This window comes from Pseudomonas sp. S3E17 (assembly GCF_024168685.1).
Classification (GTDB): domain Bacteria; phylum Pseudomonadota; class Gammaproteobacteria; order Pseudomonadales; family Pseudomonadaceae; genus Aquipseudomonas; species Aquipseudomonas marginalis.
Window position 1 is genome coordinate 221,375 of record NZ_JALJWE010000001.1, and the last position, 14,524, is coordinate 235,898.

14 protein-coding genes are annotated in these 14,524 nt (G+C 60.2%); 6 read left to right on the forward strand and 8 right to left on the reverse strand.

Annotated features, from left to right (window positions below):
* Nucleotides 1-41: 41 nt before the first annotated feature.
* The gene (locus J3D60_RS00835) at nucleotides 42-2,240 is read left to right on the forward strand and encodes a TonB-dependent siderophore receptor (RefSeq protein WP_253488752.1); all 2,199 of its coding nucleotides are present in this window, start codon (nucleotides 42-44) and stop codon (nucleotides 2,238-2,240) included.
* Between the two features lie 186 nt (nucleotides 2,241-2,426).
* On the opposite strand, the gene J3D60_RS00840 is transcribed toward J3D60_RS00835, so the two are convergent.
* Entirely contained in the window at nucleotides 2,427-3,275 is an 849-nt protein-coding gene (locus J3D60_RS00840) for an SDR family oxidoreductase (protein ID WP_253488754.1), read from the reverse strand.
* Between the two features lie 88 nt (nucleotides 3,276-3,363).
* Here J3D60_RS00840 and J3D60_RS00845 point away from each other — a divergent pair, with 88 nt between their 5' ends.
* Entirely contained in the window at nucleotides 3,364-3,774 is a 411-nt protein-coding gene (locus J3D60_RS00845) for a helix-turn-helix domain-containing protein (protein ID WP_108574699.1), read from the forward strand.
* Nucleotides 3,775-3,880: 106 nt separating this feature from the next.
* Here the strand turns inward: J3D60_RS00845 and J3D60_RS00850 are convergent, their stop codons facing one another.
* Together J3D60_RS00850 and J3D60_RS00855 are read right to left on the reverse strand one after the other, a co-directional pair.
* On the reverse strand, nucleotides 3,881-4,591 hold the full coding sequence (locus J3D60_RS00850; RefSeq protein WP_169899619.1) for a hypothetical protein: 711 nt from the start codon (nucleotides 4,589-4,591) through the stop codon (nucleotides 3,881-3,883).
* 160 nt (nucleotides 4,592-4,751) lie between these two features.
* Complete coding sequence (locus J3D60_RS00855; protein ID WP_253488756.1) at nucleotides 4,752-5,930, reverse strand: aldo/keto reductase; 1,179 nt, start codon at nucleotides 5,928-5,930, stop codon at nucleotides 4,752-4,754.
* A 188-nt stretch (nucleotides 5,931-6,118) separates the two neighbouring features.
* On the opposite strand from J3D60_RS00855, the gene J3D60_RS00860 reads away from it, so the two are divergent.
* Entirely contained in the window at nucleotides 6,119-7,099 is a 981-nt protein-coding gene (locus J3D60_RS00860) for an AraC family transcriptional regulator (RefSeq protein WP_253488759.1), read from the forward strand.
* Between the two features lie 7 nt (nucleotides 7,100-7,106).
* On the opposite strand, the gene J3D60_RS00865 is transcribed toward J3D60_RS00860, so the two are convergent.
* On the reverse strand, nucleotides 7,107-7,616 hold the full coding sequence (locus tag J3D60_RS00865) for an Lrp/AsnC family transcriptional regulator (RefSeq protein ID WP_253488762.1): 510 nt from the start codon (nucleotides 7,614-7,616) through the stop codon (nucleotides 7,107-7,109).
* A 198-nt stretch (nucleotides 7,617-7,814) separates the two neighbouring features.
* On the opposite strand from J3D60_RS00865, the gene J3D60_RS00870 reads away from it, so the two are divergent.
* The 3 genes from J3D60_RS00870 (at nucleotide 7,815) to J3D60_RS00880 (ending at nucleotide 9,892) form a co-directional block, all read left to right on the forward strand.
* Nucleotides 7,815-8,831 carry a 1-aminocyclopropane-1-carboxylate deaminase gene (locus J3D60_RS00870; RefSeq protein WP_253488765.1) on the forward strand — a complete coding sequence of 339 codons (1,017 nt, stop codon included), beginning with the start codon at nucleotides 7,815-7,817 and terminating at the stop codon, nucleotides 8,829-8,831.
* A 126-nt stretch (nucleotides 8,832-8,957) separates the two neighbouring features.
* A complete protein-coding gene (locus J3D60_RS00875) occupies nucleotides 8,958-9,422 on the forward strand; it encodes a transketolase (protein ID WP_065939598.1) in 465 nt (154 codons plus the stop codon).
* 47 nt (nucleotides 9,423-9,469) lie between these two features.
* Complete coding sequence (locus J3D60_RS00880) at nucleotides 9,470-9,892, forward strand: hypothetical protein (protein ID WP_253488768.1); 423 nt, start codon at nucleotides 9,470-9,472, stop codon at nucleotides 9,890-9,892.
* 34 nt (nucleotides 9,893-9,926) lie between these two features.
* On the opposite strand, the gene J3D60_RS00885 is transcribed toward J3D60_RS00880, so the two are convergent.
* Genes J3D60_RS00885 through J3D60_RS00900 form a run of 4 tightly spaced genes read right to left on the reverse strand, consistent with a single transcriptional unit; the run spans nucleotide 9,927 to nucleotide 14,501 of the window.
* Nucleotides 9,927-11,081: a M20 family metallopeptidase gene (locus J3D60_RS00885; RefSeq protein ID WP_253488771.1), complete on the reverse strand. Its 1,155-nt coding sequence runs from the start codon at nucleotides 11,079-11,081 to the stop codon at nucleotides 9,927-9,929.
* The gene (locus J3D60_RS00890; RefSeq protein ID WP_065939601.1) at nucleotides 11,078-12,502 is read right to left on the reverse strand and encodes a M20 family metallopeptidase; all 1,425 of its coding nucleotides are present in this window, start codon (nucleotides 12,500-12,502) and stop codon (nucleotides 11,078-11,080) included. Before J3D60_RS00890 ends, J3D60_RS00885 begins: the two co-directional genes overlap by 4 nt.
* On the reverse strand, nucleotides 12,499-13,488 hold the full coding sequence (locus tag J3D60_RS00895) for an ABC transporter ATP-binding protein (protein ID WP_027603426.1): 990 nt from the start codon (nucleotides 13,486-13,488) through the stop codon (nucleotides 12,499-12,501). The genes J3D60_RS00890 and J3D60_RS00895 overlap by 4 nt, the downstream gene beginning before the upstream one ends.
* Nucleotides 13,485-14,501 carry an ABC transporter ATP-binding protein gene (locus tag J3D60_RS00900; RefSeq protein WP_027603427.1) on the reverse strand — a complete coding sequence of 339 codons (1,017 nt, stop codon included), beginning with the start codon at nucleotides 14,499-14,501 and terminating at the stop codon, nucleotides 13,485-13,487. The genes J3D60_RS00895 and J3D60_RS00900 overlap by 4 nt, the downstream gene beginning before the upstream one ends.
* Nucleotides 14,502-14,524 lie beyond the last annotated feature (23 nt).

Consider the following 14,524-nt stretch of genomic DNA (forward strand, 5'->3'; position numbering starts at 1 on the left):
GAGTGATTCCCATTTTCTCTCGTTGAAAGGATCCTCTCGTCATGCCTGTTGCCAGTCGGCCTTGCGGTGAACGCGCGTTAACCCTCGCTATTCGAACCGCCCTGTTGAATTTCGTCATGGTCGCAGCGGGCGCCAACGCCTGGGCTGAGACACCAACGCCTGCCGCCACGGATGACAGCACGCCCAGCCTGACCCTCGACACCACCACGATCGACGGCCGCTACAACGGCCCGACGGCGTTGCCCGAGGTGCTTGCCGGTGGGCAGGTGGCGCGCGGCGCGCGGCTGGGCATGATGGGCAACAAAGACGTGATGGACACGCCGTTCAGCGTCACCAGCTACACCGCCAAAACCCTCGCCGACCTGCAAACCGTCACCGTTGCCGATGCCTTGGAACGCGACCCGTCGGTGCGCTCGACCGGCCAGACCGGCGGTATCGTCGATTCGTTTTTCATTCGCGGTTTTGCCATCGGCGAAGGCAACCTGGGTGAGCTGGCCTACGACGGCGTGTATGGCGTAGCCCCCAATTACCGGGCGTTTACCGAGTACGCCGAGCGTGTCGAAGTGCTCAAGGGGCCGGGTGCCTTGATGTATGGCATCTCGCCCAACAGTGGCGTGGGTGGGGTCATCAACATTGTTCCCAAACGGCCGCTGGAGGAAGACCTGACCCGGTTCACCGGCAGCTACGCGTCAGACTCCCAGGCGGGCGGGCACCTGGATATCAGTCGGCGTTTTGGTGAGGAAAACCAGTTCGGCGTGCGCTTTAACGGCAGCCTGCAGGGCGGCGACACGGCGGTGAACGACCAGCATCGCGACGTAGGGATCGGTGCGATTGCCCTGGATTATCGTGGCGAGCGGCTGCGCCTGAACCTGGACTACATCAGCCAGAAAGAAAGCTTCGACGGTGCCTCACGCCCGTTCACCATCGCGCCGGGCGTTGACGTGCCATCCGCCCCCAATGGCCGTACCAGCCTGCCGCAAAAGTGGGGTTGGTCGGATACCAAGGAACAGTCCGCATTGCTCGGCGGTGAATATGATCTGAGCGACAACCTCACCGTGTTCGCCCATGCAGGGGGCGGCAGGTCGGATGTGAAACGCATGTCCGACCAGGTGCCGCGCATCCTCAATGACGCGGGCGACACCAGCAACGTCCCGGGCTATTACAAATTCAACGTCGACCGTTCTACCGCCGATGTGGGGATGCGCGGGCTCTTCGCCACCGGCCCGGTAACCCATACCACCACGCTGATGGCGACCCGTTACCAGGATGAGCTGTCGCGGGGCATCAACAACGGCACCACAATCCTCTCCAATATCTACCACCCGGTGGACACGCCCAAGCAATACATCAACACGCCCAAGGTGCTGCGAATCTCCGAGTCGGAGCTGTCCGGCGTGGCGTTGACCGACACCTTGGGGATGCTGGATGACCGTCTCCAACTGAGCCTGGGCGTACGCCGGCAGTTTATCGAGTCGCGTAACTACAATGCCGCCGGCACCGTCAGCTCTCGTTACAGCGCCAACGCCACCACGCCGTTGCTGGGGGTGGTGGTCAAGCCCTGGGAGGACGTCTCCCTCTACTACAACTACGTCGAAGGGCTGAGCAAAGGCGATGCGGCACCGGGCACGGCGAGCAATGCCGGGGAAACCTTTGCGCCGTATGAGTCCAAGCAGCACGAACTGGGGGTGAAGTATGAACACGGCACCTTCATGACCACGCTGGCGTTGTTCCAGATCGAGAAACCTGCCGGCGAACTGGGCGCCAATGGCGTGTATTCGGTGCAGGCCGAACAGCGCAACCGTGGCCTGGAACTCAGCGTGTTCGGCGAAGTGGCCACCGGCACCCGTTTGATGGGGGGCGTGACCTTCCTCGATGGCGAGCTGACCAAGTCGGCGACTGCCGCTAACCAGGGCAACAAGCCGGTCGGCGTGCCCGATATCCAGGCCAACCTGTGGGCGGAATACGACACCCCCTGGCTGGAAGGTTTCACCCTCACGGGGGGGGCGATCTACACCGACAGCCAATACGTCAACCAGGCCAACACCCAGGAACTCGACGCCTGGACCCGCATTGACGCCGGTGCGCGTTACGCCACCAAGATAGAAGGGCGGCCGACGACATTCCGCGCCACGGTACAGAACGTGTTCGACCGTGAGTACTGGTCCGGCGTGGCCTCTTATGGTGCGTTTTCCCCGGGGTATCCGCGGACCTTGCAACTATCGGCGACCGTCGATTTTTGACGGGCGCCGGTATGGAGCAATCATGCACCAGCAATAACCTTCAGCCTTGCTGGTCGCCTGATCGTCAATGACCCGAATTCGCCATTGCTCAACGGTGCGCAGGGGGTTTACAGCCCTTGCGCTCTTTGTTGACGTGGTTGCTCGGGTGATCGTTCTGCGAACAGGCGGCGCCACGGTGTCCTGCGATCATTGCCCTTTGAGAGCGATTGCCACTGCTGCTGAAAGTGAAGTCGTGGCCCTGCCGATCAGCGTCGAAAGCTGATGGCTATCATCGAAAAGTGCGCCTTGGGATGCGTTGACATCGTAGCCAGCCAGGGCCTGTGCGAGTGGCTCCGGGAGGCCGAAATTGATTAACGCAGAGGCGTAGTCAGTTTCAGGCAAGTTCTTGTAGGGAATGTTCCTGCCCGTTTGCCGAGAAACCTCGGCTGCGAGTTCCGATAACGTCCAGGCGCTGTCACCCGCCAACTCGTAGACCTTCCCCTCTTGATCGTCGCGGGTGAGCACGACGGCAGCGGCCTGGGCGAAATCTTCCCGTGTCGCCGCAGAAATCTTTCCGTCACCTGCGCTGCCGATAAATTCACCGGCCGATAACGCGCCAGCGATAAAGCCGGTGTAGTTCTCGGTATACCAACCATGACGCAATATCGTGAATGCCAACCCCGATGCTGTGAGCTCGGCTTCCGTTTGCCGATGCTCCTCGGCGAGGCTCAATGAAGAGGTATCCGCGTGCAGTACACTGGTATAAACGACGCGACTCACACCGGCCTGCCTTGCGGCGTTGATGACATTTCGATGCTGTGAGAGTCGCTTACCTATTTCGCTTGAGGAAATGAGTAGAAGCGTGTCGACTCCGCTGAGCGCCGCGACCAGGGTTTGCGGATTGTCATAGTCGGCAACACGTGCCTCCACGCCTAGATCACTCGCCTTGTCAGGGCTGCGCACCAGCGCGACCAGGTTGGACGCGGGTACTTTTTGCTTGAGTTGCTGGACAACGAGGCGGCCAAGTTGGCCGGTGGCTCCGGTGACGGCGATCATGAGGGGTTCCTTTTACAAAAAGTGATAGAGCTGGCAGAGTAGGGCCTTAACTAACTTTTCGTAAGTACGTACCTAAAGGTAAGTAAGCATGCCGGATTTCGAGCCCTCTGGAGCAACCCGTCCCGCAACAGTGGCCGACCGACTGCGCAGCGGTGAATTATTCGACCCGGATTGTCCCTCGAGGGTCGTGCTCCAGCACGTCAGCAGCCGCTGGGGAGTATTAGTATTGGTGGCCTTGCTCGCGGGTACGCATCGCTTCAGCGATCTGCGTCGCAAGATTGGAGGCGTCAGCGAAAAGATGCTTGCGCAGACCCTCCAGTTTTTGGAACTCGATGGTTTCGTCCTGCGCAAATCCTATCCGGTCGTGCCACCCCACGTTGAGTACAGCCTCACCCCTATGGGAACTGAAGTAGCCCGCCATGTCGAAGGCCTGGTTGACTGGATCGAAGGCAATCTGCCAAAGATTCTGGAGGAACAACGCTCTCGCCAGATTTCATAACGGGCTTGCGAGCTACAGGTAAGGCTATGCGTGAGGAAGAACTGGCCGCTTTGCCGTGGTCGGCAAGCGTTGCAGTTACGCGCAATGCCCAAGCGGGTCTTTATCTTCACGTCGGATGACTGAGCGACGGAGGTTTTCTGGTTCCCGCGGCAGAGTTTAACCAGAGCAGCATTGCGGCGAGAGAGGCGGCGACTATCAGCGTAAGCCACATGATGACCAGCAGGGTGAAGGTGACACTGTTGTTTAACTCACGAAAAATGCCGAAGGCAAAAGCCGTGTACCAAGACACCCCCGAAACTGCACCGGATGCGAGAAACAAGGCCGCTCTTTTGCGGGACACGCCAAAGAGCAGGGGGCGACTCAGGTCGCGTAGGGCTTCTGGCAGCACAAGCGCGTGGATGATTATTCCGTTGATGGTCAGGACGATCACCACAATGACTTTCGCCCAGAGTTTGGGGTTTTCAAACTTTTCCGGCGACTCCATCGCGTAAAGGGCAAGGAAACCAAGGCCTGAAAGCCACAGGAGGCAGAGTCCAATAGTGACCGCGTCGCTGATGAAGTGAAAGGTGCGTCCGATTTCAACCGGGAGGCTGCCCCGGCGCATCCAACGCAAGATCCAGAGGTCCAGCATCGTCGCCCCACCGAGACCGAAGCACATGCCGAGCAGGTGTATACCTATAAGGAGTGTCAGCACCTTTAGCTGTGGGAGTGGAGCCGGCAATGGAACGCTCAGCGCGAGTGTGTCGGCGAGTAAGTAGCCACTGCCGGACAGCGCAAGCAGGCCGCCTAAAATCATGAAAGACGTGCGTATCTTCATTTATTACGGCCTTGGACGAGTGTTTTTAGTTGGACGCGTGTGCAGTTTGTTTACTGGAATAGGCTGATCAAGCGGCTGCTACCCGCAGCGTTGCTGCAACCAGGAGGATAAGTGTCGGGTCTAGCGCCACATCAGCAGGTTGCACGGGCGTAGGCCTTGCTCAGGAAGGGACCGGTGCTTGGGCATCGATCAGGTTCCGGCTCTTGAGTTCCTCCCAAAAGGCTGCCGGGATACCGACCTTCATCGCCTGCACATTGGAAACGATCTGCCCCGGCGTGCGGGCACCCGGAATGATCGCTGACACTTGCGGATGTGCTGCCGCGAACTGCAGGGCGGCAGTATGAATGTCGATGCCATGTCGTTTGGCAACCGCCATGATTCGCGCGCGCTTTTCCACCGCTCCGGCAGGCAGATCCAAACTGAAGTTGTATCGGCTGCGTCCTCCCAGGAATCCATCGTTCAGTGGTGTTCCAACCACAACGCTGGTGCCCTTCCTGCTCAACGCCGGAAAGGTGTTGCGCAACGCATCGCCGTGCTCGAGCAGGGAATACTGGCAGGCAAGCAACACGATATCGGGAGTCGGGTCATCACCGGCCATCGCCTGGACCACAGCATTCGGCGTATTGACGCCGAAGCCCCAAGTCTTGATGAGGCCCTCGTCACGCATCTTTTCAAGTTCGACCATCGCCCCTGTGCGCGCAATGCGATACGCCGCTTCCCAACCGCCTTCCAGTTCGCTGTTATCGGGCGAGATGTCATGGATAAACACGATATCGATACGCGGCAGCCCCAGCCGCTGCAGGCTGTCTTCCACGGAACGCCGTGCGCCTGCCGCGGTGTAGTCATACCGGTAGTTGAAGGGCGCGGGTGACTTCCAGATGGCATGGTCCGCGCGCGGGCCACCCGCGGCAGTCAAAACCCGTCCTACCTTGGTGGAGACCACATAGTCGTTCGGATTTTTGCCGTGCAGAAAGCGGCCTACCCGATATTCACTCAAACCAAACCCGTAGAACGGCGACGTGTCGTAAAGCCTTACACCCGCGTCCCAGGCGGCCTGTAGAACCAGGCCCGCCTGCTCGTCGCTGAGCGGCGCAAAGATATTGCCAATCTGTGTCCCGCCCATGCCAAAGCGTTGAGGCGTCATGTATCGCAGGGTAGGCGAAGGTGAATTGAGGGGCAGGCCTGTGCGCACTAGCCGGCCTTCCGTACGCATCACGCTCCCGCGCTCTGTCAGTAAAGAGGGCGCTGGGGCTGCCGGACTGGCGACACTCGAGGCTGGCAGCAAAGCGGCTGTAACAGTACCCACTGCCGAGTAAGTAAGAAAATCTCGTCTGTCCATCCAACGTTCCTTTCGCGACCGAGGTTTCACGGGATCATCGAAGCCGGTATTCGTACTGGAAGTTAGAACAACGAGGGTTGGCCGGGTGACCCTAATACGCCATATTTTTTGCACAATCCTGCCGATGCGCTTGTGTTGGTCACGCACTCTCAGCAGACTCGAACATTCCGTAAACAGGGGCGCATGTGATGACGAGCGGTTCCTTCTCGCAGTTCGGTTCCGGCCACCTGCATTCTCTGACGTTGCGCGATCCCATACAGCCCAACGAGCGTCTCCAGGCACTCAGGCGGCTGATCGAAAAAGTCACCCGGCAGATTGGTTTGAACGAGGTGTGCAAAACATCCATTCCAGGCCTGGCCTTTTATCGAATGGCTGACCTGGGTACGCCCACTTACTGCATTTATGAGCCTTGCGTGGCCATCATTCTGCAGGGGGCGAAGGAGATCACGTTCGGCGAGGAGGCCTGTGAGTTCGGGCCGGGGGCGTTCTTCGTCACGTCGGTCGACATCCCCACATTGGCCCGCGTTACCGCCGCCAGCGAGGCAACCCCCTATTTATCCGTGGTGTTGAAGCTCAACCTTTCCATGCTCAACGAGGTGATCCAGACCTTGGACCCCCCCACGCAGGAAATGGCTACTCAAGCGCGGGGCTTCGTATCCGGTGCGGCGTCGAGTGAGATGCTCGATGCATTCGCTCGACTCGCTACGCTGATCGAACGGCCGCTTGAAGCAGGCTTGATGTCGGATCTGATCAAGCGGGAAATATGCGTTCGGCTGTTGTTAAGTGGTGCAGGGCAGTGGTTGCGCAGCGTCACCCGCGACGGTTACCGAGACAAGGGCATCGTGAGAGCCATTGAATGGCTGAAACATCACTACGACAAACCGCTGCACGTGGCCGATCTCGCCGAACGATCAGGAATGGCCAGCTCTACGCTGCATCACAGTTTTCGCAAGCTGACAGGCACCAGCCCTGTTCAGTATCAAAAGGCGTTACGGCTGCAAGCCGCACGCAGCCTGATGTTGACCGATCGGGTTGACGTGAACACCGCCGCGTTGCGCGTCGGCTATGAAAGTGTCGCTCAATTCAGCCGTGAATATGCCCGGCGTTTCGGAGCCCCGCCCTCGAGAGACATCAAGCACGTACGGGAGCAGGGCGGACTGCTCGACTAGCGACGCTTCAAAGGGGAATGTGGGTGGTCGACACGACCTGACGCAACCCCATGAACGATCGAATCTGGCGAACCCCAGGCAGGTAAAGCAACTGCTCCGCGTGGAGCCGGTTGAAACTGTTGCTGTCCTTGGTTCGTATCAACATGAAGTAGTCGAACTCCCCCGTCACCACATGGCACTCCATACAGCCGGACACTTTTTGTGCGGCTGCCTCGAATGCGGCGAAGGATTCCGGTGTGGAGCGGTCCAGCACCACGCCGATCAACACCACCATCCCCGCATCCAGCGCGACATTGTCGAGCAGCGCGACTATGCCTTTGATCAGGCCGACTTGCTTGAGCCGCTCGACGCGCCTGAGGCACGCCGGTGCACTCAATTTCACCTTCTCTGCCAGCGCCACATTGGAGATGGAGGCATCTCGCTGCAGGGCCTTGAGAATGGCGCGGTCGGTTCGATCCAGCGGCTGCGGCACCGGGGCTGATACGCCTGGCTTCTTGCGAGTGTTTATTGCGTTCATGAATGTTTATTCGCAATTAAAGTATGTTCGCTATTTATAGCGAGAAATTATAGTTCTTCAAGTGCTAGAAGTTTGCAACACATCTTTTTGGAAATCTTCTTAATATTGAACTCATCGAAGCCCGTCTGAAAGAACCTGGAAGGCAACCTTTGCCTTTCGGTCTGGCGCTTTGATGTCCAGTAATCAAGGAGCCGCGTCATGAACCTGAATCGTTTTAAACGTTATCCGTTGACCTTCGGTCCTTCTCCCATCACGCCCTTGAAGCGCCTCAGTGAACACCTGGGTGGCAAGGTCGAGCTGTATGCCAAACGTGAAGACTGCAACAGTGGCCTGGCCTTCGGCGGGAACAAAACGCGCAAGCTCGAATATTTGATTCCCGAAGCACTCGAGCAAGGCTGCGATACCTTGGTTTCCATCGGCGGCATCCAGTCGAACCAGACTCGCCAGGTGGCCGCCGTTGCCGCTCACCTGGGCATGAAGTGCGTGCTGGTGCAGGAAAACTGGGTGAACTACTCCGATGCGGTATATGACCGCGTTGGCAATATCGAAATGTCTCGCATCATGGGCGCCGAGGTACGACTGGACGCCGCCGGGTTCGATATCGGCATTCGGCCCAGCTGGGAGAAGGCCATGGACGATGTGGTGGCGCGGGGTGGCAAGCCGTTCCCGATACCGGCGGGTTGTTCCGAACACCCCTACGGCGGCCTTGGGTTCGTCGGCTTTGCCGAGGAAGTGCGAGCGCAGGAAAAACAACTGGGGTTCACGTTCGACTACATCGTGGTCTGCTCTGTGACCGGCAGTACCCAGGCCGGCATGGTCGTCGGTTTCGCCGCGGACGGCCGTTCGAAGAACGTTATCGGCATTGATGCCTCGGCCAAGCCGGAGCAAACCAAGGCGCAGATCCTGCGTATCGCCCGGCACACCGCAGAGTTGGTGGAACTGGGCCGTGAGATCACCGAAGACGACGTGGTGCTCGATACACGTTTTGCCTACCCGGAATACGGTTTGCCCAACGAAGGCACGCTGGAAGCCATTCGTTTGTGCGGGAGCCTGGAAGGTGTGCTGACCGATCCGGTGTACGAGGGCAAATCCATGCACGGGATGATTGAAATGGTCCGCCGTGGTGAGTTCCCCGAAGGCTCCAAAGTGCTGTATGCGCACTTGGGTGGGGTGCCTGCGCTGAATGCCTACAGCTTCCTGTTTCGCAACGGTTGATTAACGCCAAAACCAGGGAGCTCACGAAGCGATGGGTGAGTCGGCATCAATATTGAATGTCACGATCCCATCGTCGAATCGTCACCCGGAGCACGTTGCTCCTATCCAACCGCCGGGAGTACCGCCATGCATGCGATAACGCAATCCGCAGTCTGGATCAAGGAGCCTTCGGCGGATGCCGGAGTGGTGATCGTTACCAGCGCCGCGTTGCCCCCGTACATGATCGACAAGCTGCATGTGGCGATAGATGAGTGGGACCAGGTGGCTTATCTAGCCATCAAACAGTCCGAGGCGTTGAGGCTCGATTGGTTGCAGGTCGGGTCCAGCCCGGAGCCGTCCGACGGGGCCTACGCGTGCCATGCCAGTCAACTGTTGCGCGGCGTCTCCCACGGCAGCTTTTTACTGGATGTCGAAACTGGCACGGATTCCGGCATGACGTGGCTGGGGTCCGTCTTTGGTCATCCGCTGCGCGTGGTCGAGCTTGGAAAAGCAGCCTCCACCACTGCACAGATGGATCAACAGGTGGAGGCGGTGTTAGCGGCGACCCGAAGCCTGGCGAAAAGCGTGTTGCAGGCACGCGGCGTCATTTAACCAATGACCTGGTCCATTCGCCGGTTGGAACCATAAAGGCATCGCTTATGAGCCAAACTGTCGATTGTCGTCCCAACGCAATGAGGTGGATGCGCGAGCCATCAAGTTGCACGCGCATCGTGGTCATCGTGTGCGGACTTGATAGCGCTCATATTGACTTGATTCATCAAGGGTTCAGCTGTTTTGACAATGTTGCGCTGCTCCATGTCGATGATGTGGACACCGTGCCTGGCAAGCGCGTTGATGTGCAAGTGACCAGGAGTGACTGTTCTTTTGTCGTGCTCGGTGAACTGGATGAACGTGTATTGCATAGCCTTTCCATGGGTAAGCGATGCCTTTACTCCATAGCGCCAGACGGGTCGGCCGAATGTTCGGTGATTGCAGCAGTAGAACAGGTCAAAAACTTCGCCCGAGTGAGCCATTCCCGTCACCTTGAAACGATACCCGACAGCGCCAGGCGCTGCCTGTGAACCTGTCGGAGACCTCACGTAGAAAACCATGACCTCAAACGCTGTCGCCGACCGCCAGAATGGTCGCCACCAGGGCCAGGGCGCGAGGCACCAGGGTGTCCAGCTCCAGGTATTCACGATCGGTGTGGACCTTGCCGCCCACCGGGCCGAGCCCGCACAGGGTTGGAACGCCCAGGCTGGCGGTAAAGCCGGAGTCGGCGCAACCGCCGGTGAATTCGCCTTCGACGCTGAAACCCAATGCCAGTGCTTTTTGTTGGTAGAGGTGCAGCAGTCGTTCGCTGTGGAGTGCTTCCATCGGTAGAAAGGTCGTCGCTTCCTTGAGGACGGCGCGGGTGCCGATCAGTTCTTCTTCGGCGACGATGGCCTGGATTGCGCTGAAGATCCGATCCCAGTGCTTGAGTTCGATGAAGCGCACGTCCAGCCGCGCGCAGGCGCTGGGCGCGACGGTGTTGCTCGACGTACCACCGGATATCAGCCCAACGTTAGTGGTGATGCCGGCCGGGTAATCGGTCAAGGCATGCAGCTTGACGATCTTGCGTGCCAGGGCCTCGATGGCGCTGGCCCCGTCGGCATGGTTGACCCCGGCATGCGCCGCGCGGCCGCTGACTTCGATGATCAGCGTAGCCCCGCCTTTGCGTGCGCTGACCACGTTGCCGCTGGCCCGGCCAGGTTCGGTGTTGAGCACGGCGCGGGCGGCACGGGCGGCGTTTTCGATATGGGGCCTGGCGCTGCCGGAGCCGATTTCTTCGTCGCCGGTGTACAGGACCTGCACCGGATAGGGCAACCGGCCGGCGCGCTTGAGTGCTTTGAGCGCGAAGCAATTGAGCACCAGGCCGCCTTTCATGTCGGCGACGCCGGGGCCGTAGGCGAGGTTGGCGTCGCGGCTGTAGCCGCGAGTCGTGGTGGTGCCCCTGGGGAAGACCGTGTCGCGATGGCCCAGCAGCAACACCGGCTTTCCAGAATCGCCTGGCACTTCGGCGAGCAGCACGTCACCAAAACCCTCGACCGGTATGCGCTTGAGCAGGATGCCGTCGGCCTCCAGTTCAGCCGCGAGCAGGGCGCCCACGGCGTCGACACCCGCCTTGTCATAGCTGTTGGAGTCGGTGTCGACGATGCGCCGCAGCAACGCTTCCATGGCTTGGCGCTGGTCGGCAAGCCAGTCCAGGGCCTGTTGTGGCGTGGCGCTCATTGCGCCTGCTCCCGTAACTGATGTTCCCGGGTCAGGCGTGCCGCGTCGTTGCCCAGGTCCCAGAACAGCCCGGCCATGATTTGCAGGCTTTCCTTGACCACCGGCGCCAGCAAGTGCTCGTTCGGCGCATGTTGTGAACAGGCCGGGTACGAGTGCGGCACCCACAATGTCGGCAGGCCGAGCACGTCCGCGAACACGTCGTTGGGCAGCGAACCACCGAGGTTTGGCAGCAGCGCAGGTTTTTTGCCGGTGGTCTGTGCCAGGGAGCCGAGCGCCCAATCGACCCAAGGGCTCTGCGGGTCCAGCCGAGTGGCATGCATCACATCGATGCGGCTTTGCTTGACCTCGACATTGCTGAAGCCATGCGCATCCAGGTGGGTACGTACCGCCGGGATAAAGGTCGTGTAGTCGCTGTCGACCACGAAACGGATATGGCAGTGGGCGTTAGCCTTGCCAGGAATCGCATGCACCGGGGCGTCTGGGTTGCCGGTCTTGAAGGCGATGACGTCGAGGGTGTTCCAGCCGAACACCTTTTCGCTCAGCGAAAGCGCCGGGTTACCCCAGTTGGCGTCGATGTCCGGATCGCCCGGTCCGCCACCCACGGCAATATCGGCCAGCGCCTGCCGAACCGGCTCCGGCAGTGTCTCGGGCATCAGGCCCGCCACTTTCACCCGACCGTGTTCATCGACCATGCTCGCGATGGCATTGGCCAGGATGATGCCGGGATTGGCCAGCAACCCGCCCCAGTTGCCGGAGTGGTGGGCGCCTTCACGTAAATTGACCACCAGCTCGAAGTTGAAGACCCCGCGCGAGCCGAGAAAAATCGTCGGGCGTGATGCCGCCAGGCGCGGGCCGTCCGAGGCGATGAAGATATCCGCCGCAAGCTCTTTACTGTGGGCGGCACAGAATGCGTTCAAGCCCGGCGAGCCTTCTTCTTCGCCCATTTCCAGTAGCAGCTTGACGTTGAAACCCAGTTGGCCATCGCGCGCCTTGAGCGTTTGTTCCAGGGCGGTCAGGTTGATCAGGTGCTGGCCTTTGTTATCCGCCGTGCCGCGGCCGTACCAGCGATCGCCTTCGGCAATGACGTGCCACGGCGACAGGCCTTCGCGCCATTGCGCCTCATAGCCGCGCACCACATCACCGTGGCCGTAGCTGAGCACGGTCGGCAGGTCCGGGTGTTCAATGCGCGTGGCGATCATGAAGGGGCCGCGCTCGGCCACCGGGTTGTCATAGATCTTGACGCTGAAACCCATCGCCTCGACATGCGGGGTGATGAACTCATTGAGGTAGCGATACAGCTCGGGCTGGCTGTCCGCTGCCTGGCTTTCGGTGTGCAGGGCGACGCTGCGTTGGAGCAGATTGAAGAATTCGCCGTTGTCGAATTGCGCTGTGGTGTTGCTGATAGCCAGTGAACGACTCATGAGTGGACAAGCTCCAGTGTTTGGGCAGAAGTATCGTGAAGGTGGCAACGCACGTTGCCGCCGATAAGCGGACCATTGGCCGGGTAGGCCGTTTTGCAGGGGGCGAAGCAGCTCGGGCAGCGCGGATGGAAAGCGCAGCCGGACGGCGGTGACATGGGGTTGGGGAAGGTGCCGTGCAGGCCGATCTCGGGAATGCCCAGGCGCGGATCGGGCGTGAGCACCGAATCCAGCAAGGCGCGGGTATATGGGTGACCGGGTTGAGCGAACAACGATTCGCGCGTGCGTTCTTCGACGATGCGCCCCAGGTACATCACGGCGACCCGGTCGGCGAGGTGTTCGATGACCGCCAGGTTATGGCTGATCAGCAGATAGGTCAGGCCGAATTCACGCTTGAGGTCCTGCAGCAGATTGAGAATCTGCGCCTGCACCGACACATCCAGCGCTGAGGTGGGCTCGTCGCAGATCAACACGTCAGGGCGCATGATCAGCGCCCGGGCAATCGCCACCCGCTGGCGTTGCCCGCCGGACAGCTGGCTCGGGTAGCTGTCGATTACCCGCTTGGGGAGGCCGACCACATCAAGCATTGCTTCGGTCTTCCTGCGTCGTTCTGCGGTGCTGCCGATGTCATGCACGATCAGCGGCAGGGTAACGATTTCGCGCAGGGTCTTGCGTGGATTCAGCGAGGAATACGGGTCCTGGAAAATCGGCTGGATATGCCGGGACATTTCCTTGCGATCAGTCGCCGCCAGGTGTTTGCCATTGACCAACACGTCGCCGCTGGTGGGCGGCAACAGACCGAGCAGCATCTTGGCCAGGGTACTTTTGCCGCAACCGGACTCGCCCACCAGACCGAGGGTCTCGCCACGCATCAGGCGCAGGGAAACGCCATCCACGGCCTTCAGGGTGGCGGCGGGTTTGAAAAAGCCCTGGTTGATCCGAAACTCACGGCGGATGTCACACAGCTCCAAAGCGATGTCTTTTTTCATGACCTTGCCCGCTCCTGAAGGCGAATCGGTGCCGGTGCCGGGGCAGCGAACAGGCAGCGCGCCATGTGCCCGTCCTGTTCGACTTCGGGGATGTGTTGCGCGCAGGCCGGGATCGCCTGACCGCAACGATTGCGGAACGCACACCCTTGCTGTTCGCCGACCAGACTCGGCACCAGGCCTGGAATCGAACCCAGCGCCTCACCCGGTTTGGTCCGGCCAGGGATTGGAATACTCGCCAGCAGCCCCCGTGTGTACGGATGCTGCGGATTCTCGAACAGTTGCAGGGCAGGGGCGGTTTCGACGATTTCCCCGGCATACATCACGGCGACCCGGTCGGCGATCCGTGCCACCAGCCCAAGGTCGTGGGTGATGAAGATCACCGCCAGGCCGAGTTCTTTCTGGATGTCGCGGATCAAGCGCAGGATCTGCGCTTGAATGGTCACGTCCAGGGCCGTGGTGGGCTCATCAGCGATGATCAGGTCCGGTTCGCACATCAAGGCCATGGCGATGATCACCCGCTGGCGCAGCCCGCCGGAAAGTTGATGCGGATACTGGCGCAAGCGCTCGGTGGCATTGCTGATCCCGACCTTTTCCAGCATCTGCGCGGCGCGCCCCAGGGCCTCCTTGCGTGAGACCTTGCGATGCTGGGTCAGTACCTCGCTGAGTTGATCGCCAATGCTGTAGGCGGGGTTCAGCGAGGTCATCGGCTCCTGGAAGATCATCGCCAGGCGGTTGCCGCGCAGGTCGCACATGCGCCGCTCGCTCTGGCCGAGCATGTCGATGCCGTCCAGCGTCAGCCGGGACGCGGTGCGTTTGGCCTTGCGTGGCAACAGGTCCATCAACGCCAGCGAGGTCAGGGATTTGCCGCAGCCGGATTCCCCGACGATGCACAGCATTTCACCGCGCTCGACTTCAAAACTCAGGCCGCGTACGGCATGCAGCATGTCATCCGGCGTCGGGCTGTTGCCCATGGGGATGTCCACGCGCAGGTTTTCTACGTGGAGTAGTGCCATGTTCGGTTCCCTCTATCAGTTAC